General features: G+C 65.7%; 10 protein-coding genes and 2 pseudogenes. 7 read left to right on the top strand and 5 right to left on the bottom strand.

Annotated features, from left to right (window positions below):
* The first annotated feature begins 4 nt into the window (after positions 1 to 4).
* Positions 5 to 736: a methyltransferase domain-containing protein gene (locus tag QQK49_RS03275; RefSeq protein WP_284302677.1), complete on the top strand. Its 732-nt coding sequence runs from the start codon at positions 5 to 7 to the stop codon at positions 734 to 736.
* A gap of 243 nt (positions 737 to 979) precedes the next feature.
* On the opposite strand, the gene QQK49_RS03270 is transcribed toward QQK49_RS03275, so the two are convergent.
* On the bottom strand, positions 980 to 1,936 hold the full coding sequence (locus QQK49_RS03270; protein WP_284302676.1) for a hypothetical protein: 957 nt from the start codon (positions 1,934 to 1,936) through the stop codon (positions 980 to 982).
* Between the two features lie 214 nt (positions 1,937 to 2,150).
* Here QQK49_RS03270 and QQK49_RS03265 point away from each other — a divergent pair, with 214 nt between their 5' ends.
* From QQK49_RS03265 to QQK49_RS03245, 5 genes and pseudogenes are all read left to right on the top strand, one after another.
* Positions 2,151 to 2,705, top strand: coding sequence for a Uma2 family endonuclease (locus QQK49_RS03265; RefSeq protein ID WP_284302675.1), 555 nt, complete (start codon positions 2,151 to 2,153; stop codon positions 2,703 to 2,705).
* A gap of 187 nt (positions 2,706 to 2,892) precedes the next feature.
* Positions 2,893 to 3,528 carry a hypothetical protein gene (locus QQK49_RS03260; RefSeq protein WP_284302674.1) on the top strand — a complete coding sequence of 212 codons (636 nt, stop codon included), beginning with the start codon at positions 2,893 to 2,895 and terminating at the stop codon, positions 3,526 to 3,528.
* A gap of 325 nt (positions 3,529 to 3,853) precedes the next feature.
* Positions 3,854 to 4,561 carry an IS630 family transposase gene (locus tag QQK49_RS03255; RefSeq protein ID WP_284302673.1) on the top strand — a complete coding sequence of 236 codons (708 nt, stop codon included), beginning with the start codon at positions 3,854 to 3,856 and terminating at the stop codon, positions 4,559 to 4,561.
* Between the two features lie 37 nt (positions 4,562 to 4,598).
* Positions 4,599 to 5,876, top strand: a complete 1,278-nt coding sequence (locus tag QQK49_RS03250) for an IS256 family transposase (protein ID WP_431310566.1) — start codon at positions 4,599 to 4,601, stop codon at positions 5,874 to 5,876.
* Between the two features lie 46 nt (positions 5,877 to 5,922).
* Positions 5,923 to 6,402: pseudogene (locus QQK49_RS03245) on the top strand (IS630 family transposase); the annotation flags it as partial.
* A gap of 1 nt (position 6,403) precedes the next feature.
* On the opposite strand, the gene QQK49_RS03240 reads toward QQK49_RS03245, so the two are convergent.
* Positions 6,404 to 8,185 carry an AIPR family protein gene (locus tag QQK49_RS03240; RefSeq protein ID WP_284302672.1) on the bottom strand — a complete coding sequence of 594 codons (1,782 nt, stop codon included), beginning with the start codon at positions 8,183 to 8,185 and terminating at the stop codon, positions 6,404 to 6,406.
* 457 nt (positions 8,186 to 8,642) lie between these two features.
* Here QQK49_RS03240 and QQK49_RS03235 point away from each other — a divergent pair.
* Positions 8,643 to 9,948 (top strand): annotated as a pseudogene (locus tag QQK49_RS03235) (ISL3 family transposase).
* 329 nt (positions 9,949 to 10,277) lie between these two features.
* Here the strand turns inward: QQK49_RS03235 and QQK49_RS03230 are convergent.
* The 3 genes from QQK49_RS03230 to QQK49_RS03220 form a co-directional block, all read right to left on the bottom strand.
* A complete protein-coding gene (locus QQK49_RS03230) occupies positions 10,278 to 11,270 on the bottom strand; it encodes a cell wall-binding repeat-containing protein (protein WP_284302671.1) in 993 nt (330 codons plus the stop codon).
* Positions 11,271 to 11,565: 295 nt separating this feature from the next.
* The gene (locus QQK49_RS03225; RefSeq protein ID WP_284302670.1) at positions 11,566 to 12,003 is read right to left on the bottom strand and encodes a hypothetical protein; all 438 of its coding nucleotides are present in this window, start codon (positions 12,001 to 12,003) and stop codon (positions 11,566 to 11,568) included.
* A 143-nt stretch (positions 12,004 to 12,146) separates the two neighbouring features.
* Positions 12,147 to 15,926, bottom strand: coding sequence for a cell wall-binding repeat-containing protein (locus QQK49_RS03220; RefSeq protein WP_284302669.1), 3,780 nt, complete (start codon positions 15,924 to 15,926; stop codon positions 12,147 to 12,149).
* Positions 15,927 to 16,209: the final 283 nt, after the last annotated feature.

Genomic DNA, 16,209 nt, shown 5'->3' with positions numbered 1-16,209 from the left:
CCTCATGAAGCGTCACAACGGGTTTCCGCCGCGGTTCCAACGGTTGCGTCGGTTCAGGTATGCCACGCGCGTGCTGCGTGAGCTGCGCGGGAGCCACACCCGGGAGTGCAACATGTGCGGCCACGTGGGCCACTTTCAGGCGCAGGGATTTCCGCCGCGCCCCGACGCGCAGTGCATCCGGTGCGGGTCGGTGGAGCGGCATCGTCTGTTCATGCTCGTGCAGTCGGAGCAGCAGGTGGTGCGCCCGGAGGATCGCGTGCTCCACTTCGCGCCGGAGCCCGAGATGGCGCGGATGCTGCGGGGATTCGCCCGCGAGTACATCTCGGCCGACATCCGCCCCGGCGCCGCCGATCGCGTGCTCGACATCACGGCCATCGACCTGCCGGATGCCTCCGTCGACGTCGTCGTCGCCTCCCATGTGCTCGAGCACGTCGACGACGACCGCGGCGCGCTGCGGGAGATCCGTCGCGTCCTGGCTCCGGGCGGCCGGGCTCTGATCATGGTGCCGATCGTCGAGGGGTGGGCCGACACGTACGAGGACTCCTCGATCACCACCGACGCCGGCCGCCTCGAGCACTTCGGCCGTCACGACCACGTCCGTCACTACGGGCGCGACCTGCGCACTCGGATCCGCGACGCCGGCTTCGACCTCACCGAACACCCCGGCACCCCGGACCAGACCCTCCGCCACGCCCTGCTCCACGGCGAGACGGTGTTCGTGGCGCGGCCGGCGTGAGCGCAGCTCCGGAACGTGTTGCGCCGCCTGCGCTGGACCGATAGTGCGGCCGTGCTCCCCCTATCGGAGGAGCACGGCGGGATTCCGGTGATGGCAGAGGTCCGATACCAGGAGCACCAGCACAGTGTCGGGAGCGACCCCGCCATGCGGCGATCGGGCAACACGGCCCTCCGCTATGCCCGTGTCGCGACCTCTGCCCCGCCTCGGTGCGCCGTCACACCGCGAGCCCGCAGGAGCGCCCTCTCACAACGACGCCTGCACCACCGATCCAGCCCCGCGATACGGATATGTCTTGGGCGAGATGCGAATCGGCGTGGCTCCGTACTTCCGGGCCACGGCATCGAGCCGAGCCCAGTCAACCGACCCCGGGCGCCCGACGATCTTGCCGGTGTAGCTCGTGGCCGTCCCCCAGCGGATGAGCGGCTGGTAGTCGTCGTCGCGGTGGAGTTGCAGCACCGAGGCGCCCTTGTACCCGATGATCGTCGTCCCGAACGTCCCCATGAGTGTGCGCCGCGGAGGCAGGGTCGTCGACTGGTTGGTGCGAGTGCTGGAGGCGATCCAGGAGGCGCCGCTGTCGCAGCAGCCCCAGTCGACGGCGAGGTTGCCGCCGGGCAGCCAGCCGAGCACGCTCGTCCCACCGGCATTGATCGTCGGACTCCCCGCGTAGGGCGTGCCCTTCTTCCAAACCGGCGCCTTGGAGGTCATGAGGTCGCGGAGCTTGATGCCCTTGAGGCTGGAGATCCGCAGCGTCTCGAGGCCGTATCCGTCTCCGTCGCCGTCCGGGGACAGGGACGTGGTGGCGAGGGTCTTGCCGTTGGGGGCGACCTTGACGGTGAGGATGTACGGCTGCAGCGCGACGGCGCCCTTGGTCGTGTAGCGGCGCAGCCGGGTCCGGTAGCTGTCGGGGAGTGTGGCGTCGTGGGTGACGGCGTGCACGGATCCGTCGGGCGCGAGGTCGATGTCCTTGAAGTAGCCCTCGGCCGGTGGCTTGACCGAGGCGAGCGTGGCGGTGACGCGGCCGCTGCGGGTGTCGATCAGGCGCAGGTACTCCCGCCCGTTGGCCTTGGTGACCGCCGCGTACACGCTCGATGCGGCGGCGGCGGGGGCGGGTGCAGCGGCGGCCGGCATCCCGGTCGCGGTGGCTGCGAGGACGGCGGCGCCGAGCCCGGCGGCGATGAGCGAGCGGCGGGTGGTGGTCATGGTGGCTCCTCCGTGAGCATGAGTAGCCGGTGACACCCCCTGCGCCACCGACATCCCCCGCATCGACACTCCCACCCCCGAGGTGCGGCCCCGTGACGCGTCCGAACAGTTGCGTCGTCCCAGACGCACGTCCGAGACGAGCGGCGGCGGTTCGCAGCACCTGTGGACCCCACGGATGAGCAGGATGGTCGCAGCGACACGAAGGAGGTACGTGATGGTGACAACTCCCCTGCCGACGCCGCTCGATCTCGACGCGTGGTTCGACCTGCCGGAGGACGAGCTCGAGCGTCATGAACTCGTCGCCGGGTACGTGACGATGAGTCCCGGCGAAAGCTACGAGAACCGCCGGGTCGGCACGAGGGTCATGCTGGCGTTCCATCGTGTCCTGGGCGATGACTACCTGCCGGTGACGGATCTGGACATCGTCATCTCGGAAGTGCCGGCCACTGTCCGCCGGCCTGATGTCGTCATCGCTCACGGTGATGCCGTGCGCGGCGCGAAGCGGGTGCGTGGCCGTGATGTGGAGGTCGTCGTCGAGATCGTGTCCCCGGGGTCGGTCGAGACGGATTGGCTCCGCAAGCGCTCCGAGTACGCGGCGGCAGGAGTGCCGACCTATGTCGTCGTCGACGTCCGGGACACCCCACGCGTGGCCGTGTTCGACCGCGTCGAGGCCGGGTCGTATGTCGATCCGACCGGTGACGGACGGGTCGGTGTCGTCACCGTCGCCGGCCGTGAGGTCGTGTTGCGGGTCGAGGAGTTGCAGGCCTGAACAGGGGCGTCGTTCATCGCGGATCCGTCACTCTCGTACCGCCGACGCCCCTGATCTGCTACGAGGGTTCTCTGGCCACACGTTCCTCCTCGGAAGGTGCGCTCCTTGGAGCCCACCCGACTGGGGCCACCCATCGGATATGAACATCGTTTGAGCGCTAGGGGGAGCTGTCTGGCAGCATGTTCAGATGGACTTGGGACTGACCTGGCTTGGGATAGCCAGCCTCCTTGCGACACTGGCGATCGCCTTCTATGTCCACAGGCTTCAGCGCAAGGACAGCGAGTCCTGGGCTGAAGTCGACGGGGAGTGGAAGCGCGAGTCGACTGCCATTTTCAATGAGCTGCGCGAAGTTGTCCGTGAATTGGCCGAGCAAAATGCCGTTGCACAGGAGGTGCGAATCGAGGCCGACTCTGAACCAGAGCCCGGTCAAGAACCGCCGAACTCAGCATCCCCTAGCGCCCCCGCCGGACTTTCGGAGTACGTGAAAGGCCTTCGAGCGGAGAACGTACAACTCAATTTTGACAACCTTAGGTGGACAAAGAAAATCCGATGCGACGGCGAGCAGCGGGGAAATTTGGGATGGTTCGTGGGCGACGATGGAGAGAATCGCTACTTCATCCACCGCGGGCGGGGACTGACCGTTCGACCCTCCATTCCAAGGTCGCTGCTCGACGCCTGGCTACAGGATACGGGTAGGGAGCCTTGCGAGATCGAACTCGACTACCGAACAGGTGTCGGGCCCGGAAACCACGCCTGGTTCGTGCGCACCTACGACGGCACTACCTGGCGCGTCGCGAGGGGGGAAAAGGGAAGAGTGGCGTGACAGTCACGATGCTGGATTAGGAATGCAGTGATGCGCCAAGGCAATCGGCACATGGTGTGCACCGAAAGCCAGCTGGTCGCCACTACGGTGACGGCCATGACAATCGCCCTACCTCTTTCCTGAGGTGATGACGTTCGGTGCAGCGACGCGCCCGGAGCAAGAACCTCTCACCGGTTGCACTTCGCTCCCCCGAGCAGCATGGCAAGCGGGGCCGCGAACGCACTGCGGGCTCCAGGAGCTTGAGGAGCCCGCGAGTACGACCGTGCACCTGCTAGTGGAGCGTGTCGTTAGTTCTTGAACGGTTCGAGTTTTGGGATCATGGGGTATGGCGAATCGTCCTGCTCCGACGTTGGCGTTGCGTGATGGGGATCGTGCGGAGTTGGCGCGGATCACGCGGTCGAGCTCGGTGCGTGCGGGGTTGGCGCAGCGGGCGCGGATCGTGCTCGCGGCGGCTGATGGGGTGGGCAATGAGCAGATCGCCTCGCGTGTGGGGGTCTCGAGAGGGACTGTGTTGACGTGGCGGGGTCGCTATGTCGAGCACGGCCTGGCGGGGCTGGCGGACGCGCCGCGCTCGGGTCGTCCGCGGCAGGTGGATCATCGCGAGATCGTGGCGGCGACGCTGGCGCCGCCACCGGCCAAGCTGGGGGTGACGCACTGGTCCTCGCGGCTGCTGGGTCGTCACCTGGGGATCGGGAACAAGACGGTGGCCACGGCGTGGAAGGAGTACGGAATCCAGCCGTGGCGGTCGGAGACGTTCAAGTTCTCGACTGATCCCGAGCTGGTGGCCAAGGTCACCGACGTCGTCGGGCTCTACTTGGAGCCACCGCAGAACGCGGTCGTGCTCTGCGTGGATGAGAAGTCCCAGATCCAGGCGTTGGACCGGACCGCGCCGATGCTGCCGATGCAGCCCGGTCTGCCGCAGCGTCGGGGGGTGTCAGATGGTCTGTGTAAGCGAGGGGTCTCCCACCTGAAGGAGATTGACTATGGCTATGACCAAGCCGAAGAAGAGCGACGAGCCCGGGCAGGAGCCTGAAGCGCGTCAGTTGCGTCGTGAGTTCTTCGACGACGAGATGCTCGACAAGCTGATGGCCGCCACCGACGAGCGGGGCCTGTCGCTGACGGGTGAGGGCGGATTCCTGCCCGAGATGATCAAGGCAGTCCTCGAGCGGGGCATGCAGGCCGAGCTGACCGACCACCTCGGGTATGAGAAGGGCGACCCGGGTGGGAACGGCTCGGGCAACTCGCGCAACGGCACGACCCCGAAGACGGTCGGGACCGAGGTCGGGGACGTCGGCTTGGACCGGCCGAGGGATCGTAACTCCACCTTCGCGTCGTCGTTGGTGCCCAAGGGCGCAAGGCGTCTGGGTGGACTGGAGGACATGATCATCTCGCTGTACGCGGGCGGGATGACCATCCGCGACATCCAGCATCATCTGGCTGCGACGCTGGGCACTGAGCTGTCCCACGAGACGATCAGCAACGTGACCGACGCCGTGGCCGAGGAGGTCACCGCGTGGCAGACGCGGCCGTTGGAGGCGTTCTACCCGGTGATCTACCTCGACGCGCTGGTGGTGAAGATCCGTGACGGCGCGCACGTGGCCAACCGGGCTGCGCACATCGCTGTCGGCGTGGACCTGGATGGCGTCAAGCACGTCTTGGGCATCTGGGTCCAAGCCGTCGAGGGCGCGAAGTTCTGGGCCTCGGTGTGCGCGGAGCTGGCCAACCGCGGCGTCAAGGACGTGCTGATCGTCTGCTGCGACGGTCTGACCGGCTTCCCCGAGGCGATCGAGGCGACCTGGACCCGCGCGATGGTCCAAACGTGCGTCGTGCACCTGATCCGGGCCTCGATGCGGTTCGTCTCCTACACCGACCGCAAGGCCGTCGCGGCGATGCTGCGTCCGATCTACACCGCCGCGAACGAGGACGCGGCGTTGATGGCGCTGACCGCGTTCGCCGACTCGAACCTGGGCAAGAAGTACCCCGCCGCCGTGGCCTCCTGGGAGAACGCATGGGAGCGGTTCACCCCGTTCCTGGCGTTCGGGCCGGCGTTGAGGAAGGTCATCTACACGACCAACTCGATCGAGTCGCTCAACTACCAGCTACGCAAGATCATCAAGAACCGCGGCCACTTCCCCAGCGACACGGCCGCGATCAAGCTGCTGTGGCTGGCCATCCGCAACATCGAGGACAAGCGGGCCCGTGAACGCGCCAAGGAAGCCGGCGCCCCCAGAGGAACTCCCCGCAAGGCGCCCGGCAAGCTCGTCGAGGGTTCCGTCATCCAAGGCTGGAAAGCCGCCCTGGGAGAGCTCGCCCTGATCTATCCCGACCGCATCAACCCCTACCTGTAACACCCCATGAGACCCAGGTCACTTACACAGACAACTTGACAGGCTCCAGCGTCGCACACACGACTACCGCCGGCACGGGACGACGACCCTGTTCGCGGCACTGGAGATCGCCACGGGGCAGGTCACCGCGGCCTGCAAGCCCCGGCATCGCCACCAGGAGTTCCTGGCCTTCCTCAAGCAGGTCGCCAAGGCCTACCCCGACCGCGAGTTGCACCTGGTGATGGATAACTACGCCGCGCACAAGAAGGTCGAGGTCCGTGACTGGCTGGGCGCCAACCCCCGCGTCCACGTCCACTTCACGCCGACCTCAGGATCCTGGCTCAACCTCGTCGAGGTCTGGTTCGGCATCATCGAACGCCAAGCCATCCACCGCGGCACCTTCCGATCCGTCGCCGACCTCAACGCCAAGATCCGTGCCTTCATCACCGGCTGGAACGACCGCAAACACCCCTTCGTGTGGACCAAGACCGCCGACGACATCCTCAAGAAAGCCAACCGTCCAACAACTTCAAACACGGCCCACTAGATCAAGGAGCTTCCGGAGTGGCATCCTCAACCACGGTCGCTGCGAACGTCGCGAAGATGTCGGCTAGGGGGCGTCGAATGGCCGCGACTGCCTGCTGAAAACCAGCAAGACGCTCGTCGATGTTTGTGTGCCGCTGGAAGGCGGTCCCGGATTGGTTATCGACGTCGAGGCTTGGTGCGAGCGATGCAAGTGCAAGAACGACGGGGTACCAAACTTTGACGGCCTCAGCGGGACTAACTTGAGGGCTGAATGAAAGCCGGAAGGATGACGGCACCGCTCGACCCAAAATGGAGTCGATCGTAGAACCGATGGCGGAGACTAAGAGGAACGTTGCGCCCCGTTTCCTAAGGAACTGGAGCACCTGCTTGTCGGACGAAGTCAGAGACTCTTCCCTAGTGACGTAGTCCTGCTTGAGGTATTGAACTGCCCGCAGTAGTGACCAGCAGAACACGATGTGGGTCGCGGTAGTGTGATCCCCGAAATAGGTCGCGTATTGGTCATCCCGGTCCCAGATTTGCTTGAGTTCATGGTAGGCAGTCCCTGGATCCCTATGGAATGAGGCTAGAGATTGCGCCGCCGTGTCTGCGCTGATGTAGTTCGATGGTTTTTTTGCAGCATCGTCGCGTCCTCCTCGGCGCGTGCCTAGGTAGGTCACGTCGGGAATTGCGCTGAACTCCTTGCGCAGTCTCTGTTGGTGCCTGTCTCGGCTACGGAAATCCGAAGGTTTAATGGGGTTCTGGCTGTTGTTATACCGGATGATGCCGTCAATGACGTCGCGGTTCGAGCTTTCGACGAAGCGTGCGAGGATTTGGACGCCCTCTAGCTTCGAATTCTTGTCCCGGGGGAGCGATCCGGTGGTTTGAGCGCCATTGACAATCGCAATGCCCTCAATCCTTAGGCCATCCTCGGCTGGGTTTATGGAGTTCACAATGGCCGTGATGCCATTGTTGTACGCCCAGAAGTGATCCGGGTCGCTCTTTGCTGTCTGGCCGATCGTGAAATTTATGTTTCCCGAAGAGCGGCGACTGGGGATCGGGCCACGCACATTGGCGGAGAAGAGTTCATCCCCGTATTGTGTATAGAGATCGCGAAGCCAGGCCGCGGGAATGGAGGTGCAAATCGCTCTCCAGTCGCTCCCCGCCTGCTCAAACCAGGCCCCGATCTTAGGGACTGTAAGCGTGTCGCTCACCAAAATCGCCGTGTCCTGGTTCCGGTACCAGGACACGATTCTGTCTCGGCTGACTTGTAGCGCGCGAACCTCCGGGGAGTCTGCGTCGGGAAAGTGATGACGGACCAAGCTTGCAGCCGTTCCTTCGACCTGCCGAAGCTCCTTATCTACGTTAGGTGATGTAGGCAGGTTGTGCACAAACCAAATCTCCAGGGTCGAAATCTCCGCCCCCGCCAGGGCGGATCGTAGGTCCTGGGCGGCTGCCCGCAACTTCTCGCCCAATTCTGCACTAGGTACCTGACCATCAAGAATCCACGTCAGGGCAGTGTTGAGGTCGGCGGCTTTATTGGCGGGCGGTTGCGCCTTGTCCAAAGAGTCCGCTTCGTATGCCTGCGCAATTACGGCGAGCCCATTTTCACGGTCGATATATAGTAGGTCACACTTTCGGTCCAGCTTGTCGTCCGTGAGTGCGTCGTCTGCAACGGTCCGAAGGTCGTCCAGACCGTACTTCAACTCAAGGGCCAACATGGCGTTAGAGTTCGGTTTGAACTGTTCGAGATCAGCTCGGCTGATTAAGGCGGAGTAAGTCTCGCGGATGCTGTCGTCCTTCCCCATGGGGACAGCTTACTCGACAGAGTGGCCTAGGGCTAGGGGTTCTTTTAACCCGGGATCGACGGCGGCGCCCAGGATCGGAGAATTCACCGGGCCGATGGCGTTGCGTTCGTCAGGTACATGTTCACGGGAACGCCTGCGCCCGCCCGAGGTGCGATTTGCGGCCCCTGGCGCGCCTCGACGTCGAAGTCCACCGATCCCCGGCTCTGCCGACGGGCTCTCCACCGACCTGCCAGCGCTGGTCCTGCCTCGACCACTGCTCCCGAGGAGGATGCGTTCAGCTGCCAGCTATCGGACCGCTTGCGCTGGGTGAATGCTTCGTGTGCTTGGGGGACCTGCACGGAAATCGGGCTCTTCACAGATGGGGGTGTAGTGGGCGCTGGCGCGTCGATCCCGGGGTAGGCGTCGAGGTCTTCCGAAGATGGAGGTTCCTACGCCAGCCATCCGAAAGACCTCGACGTTGTCTGACGCTACCTTCGCGCGCCCTGACCTGACCACCTTCGCCGGCCGACGCCCTCGGACTGGAGGCCACCGGCCAGCTCCTCGAACCCGACCGTGCCGTGCTCGCCTGTCGGGTCGTCGAGCCGGACGACTGGTGCCGACGGTGCGGCTGCCAGGGCACCCCGCGGGACGCCGTGACCCGGGAGCTGACGCACGAACCGTTCGGTTGGCGACCCACGACCTTGCTGTTCACCGTGTGGCGATATCGGTGCGCCGACTGTGGCCACGTGTGGCGTCAGGACACCACCGCCGCCGCCGAACCCCGGGCGAAGATCTCCCGGACCGGGCTGCGGTGGGACTGGTCGCGATCGTGGTCGGCCACCTGTCAATGGCCCGTGTCGCCGAGGGACTCGCGGTCTCCTGGAACACCGCCAACGACGCCGTCCTGGCCGAGGGCCAGCGGCTGCTGATCGCCGACCCGGCCCGCCTGGACGGCGTTCGCGTGGTCGGGGTCGACGAGCACGTCTGGCGGCACACCCGGAAGGGCGACACGTACGTCACCGTGGTCATCGACCTCACCCCGGTCCGCGACGGCACCGGACCCTCCCGCCTGCTGGCCATGGTGCAGGGCCGGCCCAAGAAGGCGTTCAAGGACTGGCTCGCCGACCGGGACCAGGCCTGGCGCGAGGGCATCGAGGTCGTCGCGATGGATGGGTTCTCCGGATTCAAGACCGCCACCACCGAAGAGCTGCCCGACGCAGTGACGGTCATGGACCCCTTCCACGTCGTCCGCTTCGCCGTCGACGTGCTGAACGAATGCCGCCGCCGCGTCCAGCAGAACCTGCACGGCCACCGCGGCCGCAAGGGCGACCCGCTCTACTCCGCGCGGCGGACCCTGCACACCGGCGCCGACCTGCTCACCGAACACCAGCAGGAACGCCTCGACAAGCTCTTCGCCCACGAGCGCCACATCCTGGTCGAGTGCACCTGGGGCATCTACCAGCGACTCATCGCCGCTTACCGCAACCCCGACCGGGCCGCCGGCGCCGCGGAGGCCAGGTCCGTCATCGACACCCTCGCCGACAACGTGCCCGCCCCGCTGGTCGAGCTGCGCAAGCTCGGGCGCACCCTGTCCAAGCGGGCCGAAGTCGTCCTGGCCTACTTCAACCGACCCCGCACCAGCAACGGGCCTACCGAAGCCGTCAACGGCCGACTCGAACACCTCCGCGGCGCCACCCTCGGCTTCCGCAACCTCCCCAGCTACATCGCCCGAGCCCCTCCTTGAGGCCAGCGGCCTCAGACCGCAGCTACACCCTCAATTGTGATGAGCCGAGAAACTGCACATTGCTGACTGCCCGGCGCCGCGGCTCTCCTGCGTCCGGCGCCTTCTCGTTGGCGTCGCCCCCAGTAGGACTGACCGCTAGATTTTCCACGCCACGCCTGGAATGAGGGAAAGGACCAGACACTGATTTGCAGCGGACACGCCCTCGAAACGTGGGCAGCGGAACGGGTCACCTGCTTTGCCGATGATGATGGGCCTGACGAGCCCTGCTGAGTTCATGGCCTGGACCAGGCGGCTTTTGTCCTCACGTCGCGACCACTGAATTGCATAGACTCACGGACGTCTCGATCCGAACTCCCCTGAGAGGGCGCCCTACTTCGGCATAGCCGCTCCAACCTGCTTGGCCAGCGTCGGTGAAACAGCGATATGCCCTCCAAGAATCGTGGCCTTGGTAGCCCGACTCGACCCGAGGTACGCCCGTGTCTGCGGGGTCAGGCTGCCAGGCCCGACGAGGATCAGCGGCGCGCGGGTCAAAGCTGCGAGTGGCGCAGCGGAGAGCGCATCAGCCCATCCCCCGGCAGAGGCGACGACCACGGATGACGCACTCCGGTACCACCACTTGCCCGCGTTGGCGGAGGTCAGCTCAGGTGTGGAGCCGCTGACCGATTCGGGGAGCCCGAGGGGTTGCAGGGCTGCCGTGCCTGCGGCTCCGACGCCGATCCTCCCCGACGCCATGTCGGACGCGGCGAGCTGGCGCGTCGAGGGCTTGAGGGTCCGGCCGGCGGAGAGCAGGACGACGCCCTCGTGGTGTCCGGCGACGGCGCCGGCGATGAGGGCGTCGTGGGGCTTGAGCCCGTCGGCGACATACACCGGGACGCGGCTCCTCGGCAGGTGGTTCACGGTCTTCTTCGCGACCGCTTCGGCCGTGGTGAACCGGTCGGTGCCGGCGATACGCTCCACGGTGAACGACGCGGCGCGCAGCTGCGCAGCAGCGGCCTCACTCACCGCGCTCGCACCCCCGACGATGACCACCCGCTCCACCTTCTGACGCTTCATCGCCGCCAACACACGACCGTCGATGGACCGCGGGAACGTCGAGAGCACGGGAGCCTTCATGGCGGCGGCCAGCGGCGCGGCGGCGAGAGCATCCGCGAACTGGTCTGCTCGAGTGAGTACGACGGCGTCGGAGGTGAACACCGGCCGGTTCCACTCGTACACCGCGAGGCCGGTCGCGATCCGGTCGTCCCCGGCGATGCGGTCGACGGTGGCAGCCTGCCCGGGCAACGCCAGAACCACGGTCAACGCGGCGGCACCTGCTGTGGCCGCCAAGGTCCGGGTGAATCGTGAGGTGTGTGACGCGCGCATGAGGCTCTCCGAGAGCTCGAGATCGGCGCCGGGAGGAGGACGGCCTGTCCCTGCTCATCGGCCCAGAAAGCGATGTCGTGAGGTGCGCGACTTGAACGTTGCGTACGTACGTCCTGGACGGGAAGCGTTTGGGTCAAAGACGCCATTGCGCCTCGCGGGTGGCCGGGGGATCGAGGGATCGGGTGATCCTAAACGCCACCGAACCCGTTCTTGGGGATGCGACGAACCCTCGCCCAAGAACCGACGACGGCGCCGCTACCCGACTGGGCGCGGCGCCGAAGTCTGGCGTGAGGGATCAGCCCATCGGCATGCTCTCGATCTGGGTGATAGTGCACTGGATCTCACCCTTAGCGGGAGAGTTCGATCGCCCGCTACCCTTGGCCGTCTTGCCGGGCTCGACGTCGTCGACCATGATCGCAGCCGACGCGACGCCTTCATTCTTCTCGTTGTGCGCCATGCCCGTTATGATGTAGCTGCGCTTTTCTTTCGTGGTATTGGTGATCTCCGCTTCGATCTCCACGGCGGCGTCGGTGGCCTCGCACTTCGTCACCTTGACATCCGCCTGATCCGCGTTCCCGTGCGTAGCGCCGGGTGTGATGGTCTGCACCGGAGCCGCCGAAGTCCCAGCGGCATTCGTCTGTTGCTGGTTATTCTCGTCACCACCCCCGTTCCCACTACAGCCTGCGAGAACAATCGCTGCGATGGGCAGGGCGGCAAGGATGGTGAGCTTCATGTTTCCACTCTCCTGGAGGGTCGGAAAGGATGGGGTATAGGCAGAGTCAAGAACGCACACGGCGGGCCGGAACCTTGTCAGGTTCCGGCCCGCCGCTCGGACCAGACGATCAAGCTGTCAGTCTCCGATCAGTCACGCGTCGATCACTTGCTGGAAGCGATCTGGTTCGCCTCGACGATGACGGCGCTGCTGACGGCAGCACCCTGACCGAGGCCGGCAGCGCGGTCGATCTGCGCAGCCTTCTCGCTGATGAACGTCGCGGACGGCGCCGGGAGGTCGTTCTGCAGCGTCATCAGCATGGTGTTGCGGGTGCGGGAGACCCACGGTCCGGCAACCAGAGCGTCGGGGAACTTCAGACCGTTAGCCAGGTAGCTCACCATCTCGCCACCGACGCGGTTGGTGCCTACGGCGTCGCTGTAGATGTGGCCACCGTCGAAGCCGAGGCCCGGCGTCTGGCCAGCCGCCGTCACCGTCTGCGGGTTCATGGCGAACCGGTTGACGTTGGCAGCCGTCTCCCAACGGTCGGCGCCACCGATGCGGTAGCTCGTCGCACCGACCTTGGCAACCTGGTCGTTGACCGCGGGGGCCAGCGCCGAGTCGCCACCGATGAGCAGCGCGTGCTCGATGTGCAGCGCCCGCATCTGCGAGGCGGCCTCATCGACGAGCTGCGTCGGCTGGGTGAGGATGACCGGGAGAGCGTTGACGCGACCCACGGTCGTGTCGTACCCGAACTGCGCACCAGCCTCCGGGTTGGCGCTCACCGTGAAGGCGTTGCCGCTGGCAGCCACACCGGACAGCGGGTAGACGACCCCGGCGATCGTCAGGTCGTTGGCGGTGTACGTGCCGACGGGGGCCCAGTTGGTGCCGTCGTAACGCTGCACGGCGCCGCCATCGACGAGGCGGTACTGCCCCGCCGCCAGCGTGGCGACGTTCGCACCGGCTGCGAGGCCGAACGAGCCGGTCGTCACCGTGAAGAGCTGCACGGCGCCAGCCTCGCGAACCTCGGAGAGGCCACCTGCACGACCGGCGCTGAGGACGCTGGCCGACAGAGCGTCGACGAAGTCGTTCGCCGTGGAGCTGCGGGCCACCATGGCCGTGGTCTTGAGCGCCTGGCCGTAGCCGACCGAGATCTTGCCCACGGGCGCAGCAGCAGCGGTCTGAGCAGCGGCGTAGGTGTTGACTCGCCAGTTCGTCTGGTAGCGGTTGTCGCCACCGAGCTGAACGACCTCGAGCTTGTCACCACGCGGCTTGATCGCCTTGGCGGCAGCGTCCCACATGTAGGCGTCCTGAGCCTTCAGAGCGTCGAAGACCGCCCCACCGACAGCGGTACGACCACCGACGATGTAGACCTTGCGAACACCGAGGTCGCGCAGAGCCTCGACCGTCTCCGCCGGGAGCTGGCCCGGAGCGGTGAGCAGGATCGGGGCGCCCTCACGCTGGGAGAGGAAGCTCGACGACAGAGCGTCCGGTGCGGACATGCCGTTGACGATGATCGCCGTGTCGGCGTTCGGCAGACCCGTGGAACGCACGTACTCGTGCGCGATGCGGGCAGCCGTACCGAAGCGGTTCGATCCACCGATGCTCGCCGTGCCGGCGGTGGCCCCGCCGGTGATACGGAGAGCGTTCGCCGGAGCCAGGATGTCCTTCTGCCAAACGCCGCAGTCCAGCTCGGCCGCGAGCTCCTGAACGACGAAGCTCGAGGTTGCGTCATCGCTCAGTGCAGCAGCGAAGGTGATGGTGGCCGGAGCACCAGCAGGCGCAGTAGCTTCCTTGGTGAAGGTGACGCCATCGGTCGATGTGTAGGTCACGTCCGTGTACTCGGTGCCGTCGGCACCGATGACCTCCGCGTCGACCAAGGCCCAAGTCGCTGCGGTACCAGTGTCGGCGACCTGGAACGTACCCGTCTCCAGAGCGCTGACGCCGGTGGGGAGCGTGAACGTGACAGTCGTAGCCGCCGTCGACGCGTCACCATCGAAGTCGCCAGTGAAGGTGGTCCCGTCGGTGCTGGTCGCGGTGGTCCCGTTGGGCGTGGCAAGGGTCCAGGAGGCGGGCTCGTCCTGCGCGACGGTGAACGCGCCGGCCGACGGGGCGATACCCGTGAGGTCGAACGTGTTGGTTCCGCTCACCGTGTACGTAGAGGAGTCCCCTCCGGTCCAGAAGTCCGTGCCGTTGATGGAGTTCCACGTGGTCGTGCCGTCGGAAAGTGTCCAGAACTGACGGGTGCCGTCGGTCTGGTACGTGGTGGTGTAGGGACCGGCAGCCAGCCCATTGAGCGTGTCCTGCGTCATGGTCACGCCAGCCGTGTTCGTGGTGATCTCGTTGACGGCCGGGCTAGCGGTCACCGTGTAGGTTCCGTCCCCGCCCATCAGTGTCAGATTCGCAGCAGATACCGGATCGGTCACGGTCGGGTCACCGATCACCGGGTCGGCGCCAATGCCAGTGGCTGCGTCGCCAGCGCCATCCGTGATCGCGTACTGAGGCGTCCCACCCGTCCACGTGACATTGACCGTCTGCGAACCACCGGCCGGCGTGACGAACTTGCCCGCCTCCTGCTGGGTCAGATCGGCACCCGCGGTGTTGTCCGTGGCGACAGCCGGGTCATCCACAACCGTGTTGTACGGCTGGGTTCCGGTTTCGCTAAGGAACGACGCCTCGTCACGAACCAGTGTGTTACCTGCGGCGTCCCTGACCTGAGCGCCCTGACCTGCGGTGGACATGAACGCGTTGAGCGAGTCACCCGCGAGAGTCCACGTGATGGGCTGCGGCGAGCTGGAACGCAGCTGCAGGCCGGACACAGCAAGCGTCGAGGCCTTGGTGGCGTCGGTGTTGCTCAGGCGGAACGTCAGCGTCGTGCCGTCCTGAGAGATGTTCGTGACCGTAGCGGTCTCGTTGGTGCCACCGTTCGTGACCGCAACCTTGACCTGCGAGGTCGCTGTGTTGGCGATCGTGGCACCCGACAGGCGGAGGGTGTAGAGCCCGTCACCGAGCGAATACGGCTGCGTCTCGGCGATGGTGAGGTCGCCGATGTTCTGCGAACTGCCGTCGGCGATGATGCTGGTCTCGGCGGCGATCTTGGCCGGAGCCACGTAGGCCGGCACGGTGTAGATGCCGATCTCGCGCATCGTGTCGTCGGTGGGGGTGGTCGTGTCGTTGTTGGAGTACGGCGCGTTCTCGCAGAACCACTCCGTCGCATTGCCGTCCGCATTGATCGAGAACGGCACCAGGCGCAGGGCCCCCGGGGTCACAGCGGAGCCGAGGTTCACCTTGAGGTCGCTGAGGTTGACGACCCAGCGGCCGTCCGGGTCCCCGGTCGAGGCCTCGCTGGTGACGGTCAGGCGCAGCACGTTCTGGCCGGGGCCGCCGTTGGACGAACGGGTAGCAACGGAGAACGACGGGGCAACTCCGGGCTTGGTCACCGTAGAGCCCTGAGCAGCCGCCCAAGCAGCGACCGGGTCTGTGATATCCGAGTCGGGGTTGATCTCCGCAGTGGAGGACTTCGGTGCAGCGTCGACCGCCACGGTGGGGGCGCCAGAGAAGCCCACAGCCATGGACGGGCCGGAGTTGAACTTGTAGTCGTTCTCCTCGCTGACCTGACGGTCGAGCAGGTGGAGTTCGATGACGTCGCCGGCCTTGAAACGGTTCGGCAGCGTGAACATCGTGTCGGCGATGGGCTGGTCGTTGGCACCGGCCTGCACCAGCGTCGCACCCTGGTTGTTGGCCAAGGACGTGTTGGTGTCCTTGATGCCGATCGTGCCTTCCGTCTCACTGTCCTCGATGGTGCTGGCCTCGTTGACGTTGGGCGTCTGGGGAGCGTCATCCCAAGCCGCGAACGCCGCCGGTCCGAACGAAGTCATGACGAGTGCTGCGGACGCGACGACGGCGGTGCCGCGACCGATGTAACGCAGCTTGGCTGCAGAGCTCACGGTTGCCTCCTGAAGGCTGTTTCGTGTTGTTTGAAACTCGGGGTGTGGATCGGGCTGGACCCCTGGGGTCTACTTCCCCCAGACCACCGGGGATCCGATGGCTGCCCGCCGTATTGATGGTTACACCAACCTGATCATCGCTCAAGACAGAGCGGCATTACAGACCATTTTCACGTTGCTCCCAGGTCTTGACGTTCTCCATAACTTTCAGGGCGCGTGTTGTCGGCAGGAACGACGTCGATCTGAGGCCTGATTGTGTGGCATAGATCACAAGGAACCCCCT

This window comes from Mobilicoccus caccae (genome assembly GCF_030161635.1).
Classification (GTDB): domain Bacteria; phylum Actinomycetota; class Actinomycetes; order Actinomycetales; family Dermatophilaceae; genus Mobilicoccus; species Mobilicoccus caccae.
This window is presented reverse-complemented; position numbering and strand designations above follow the sequence as displayed.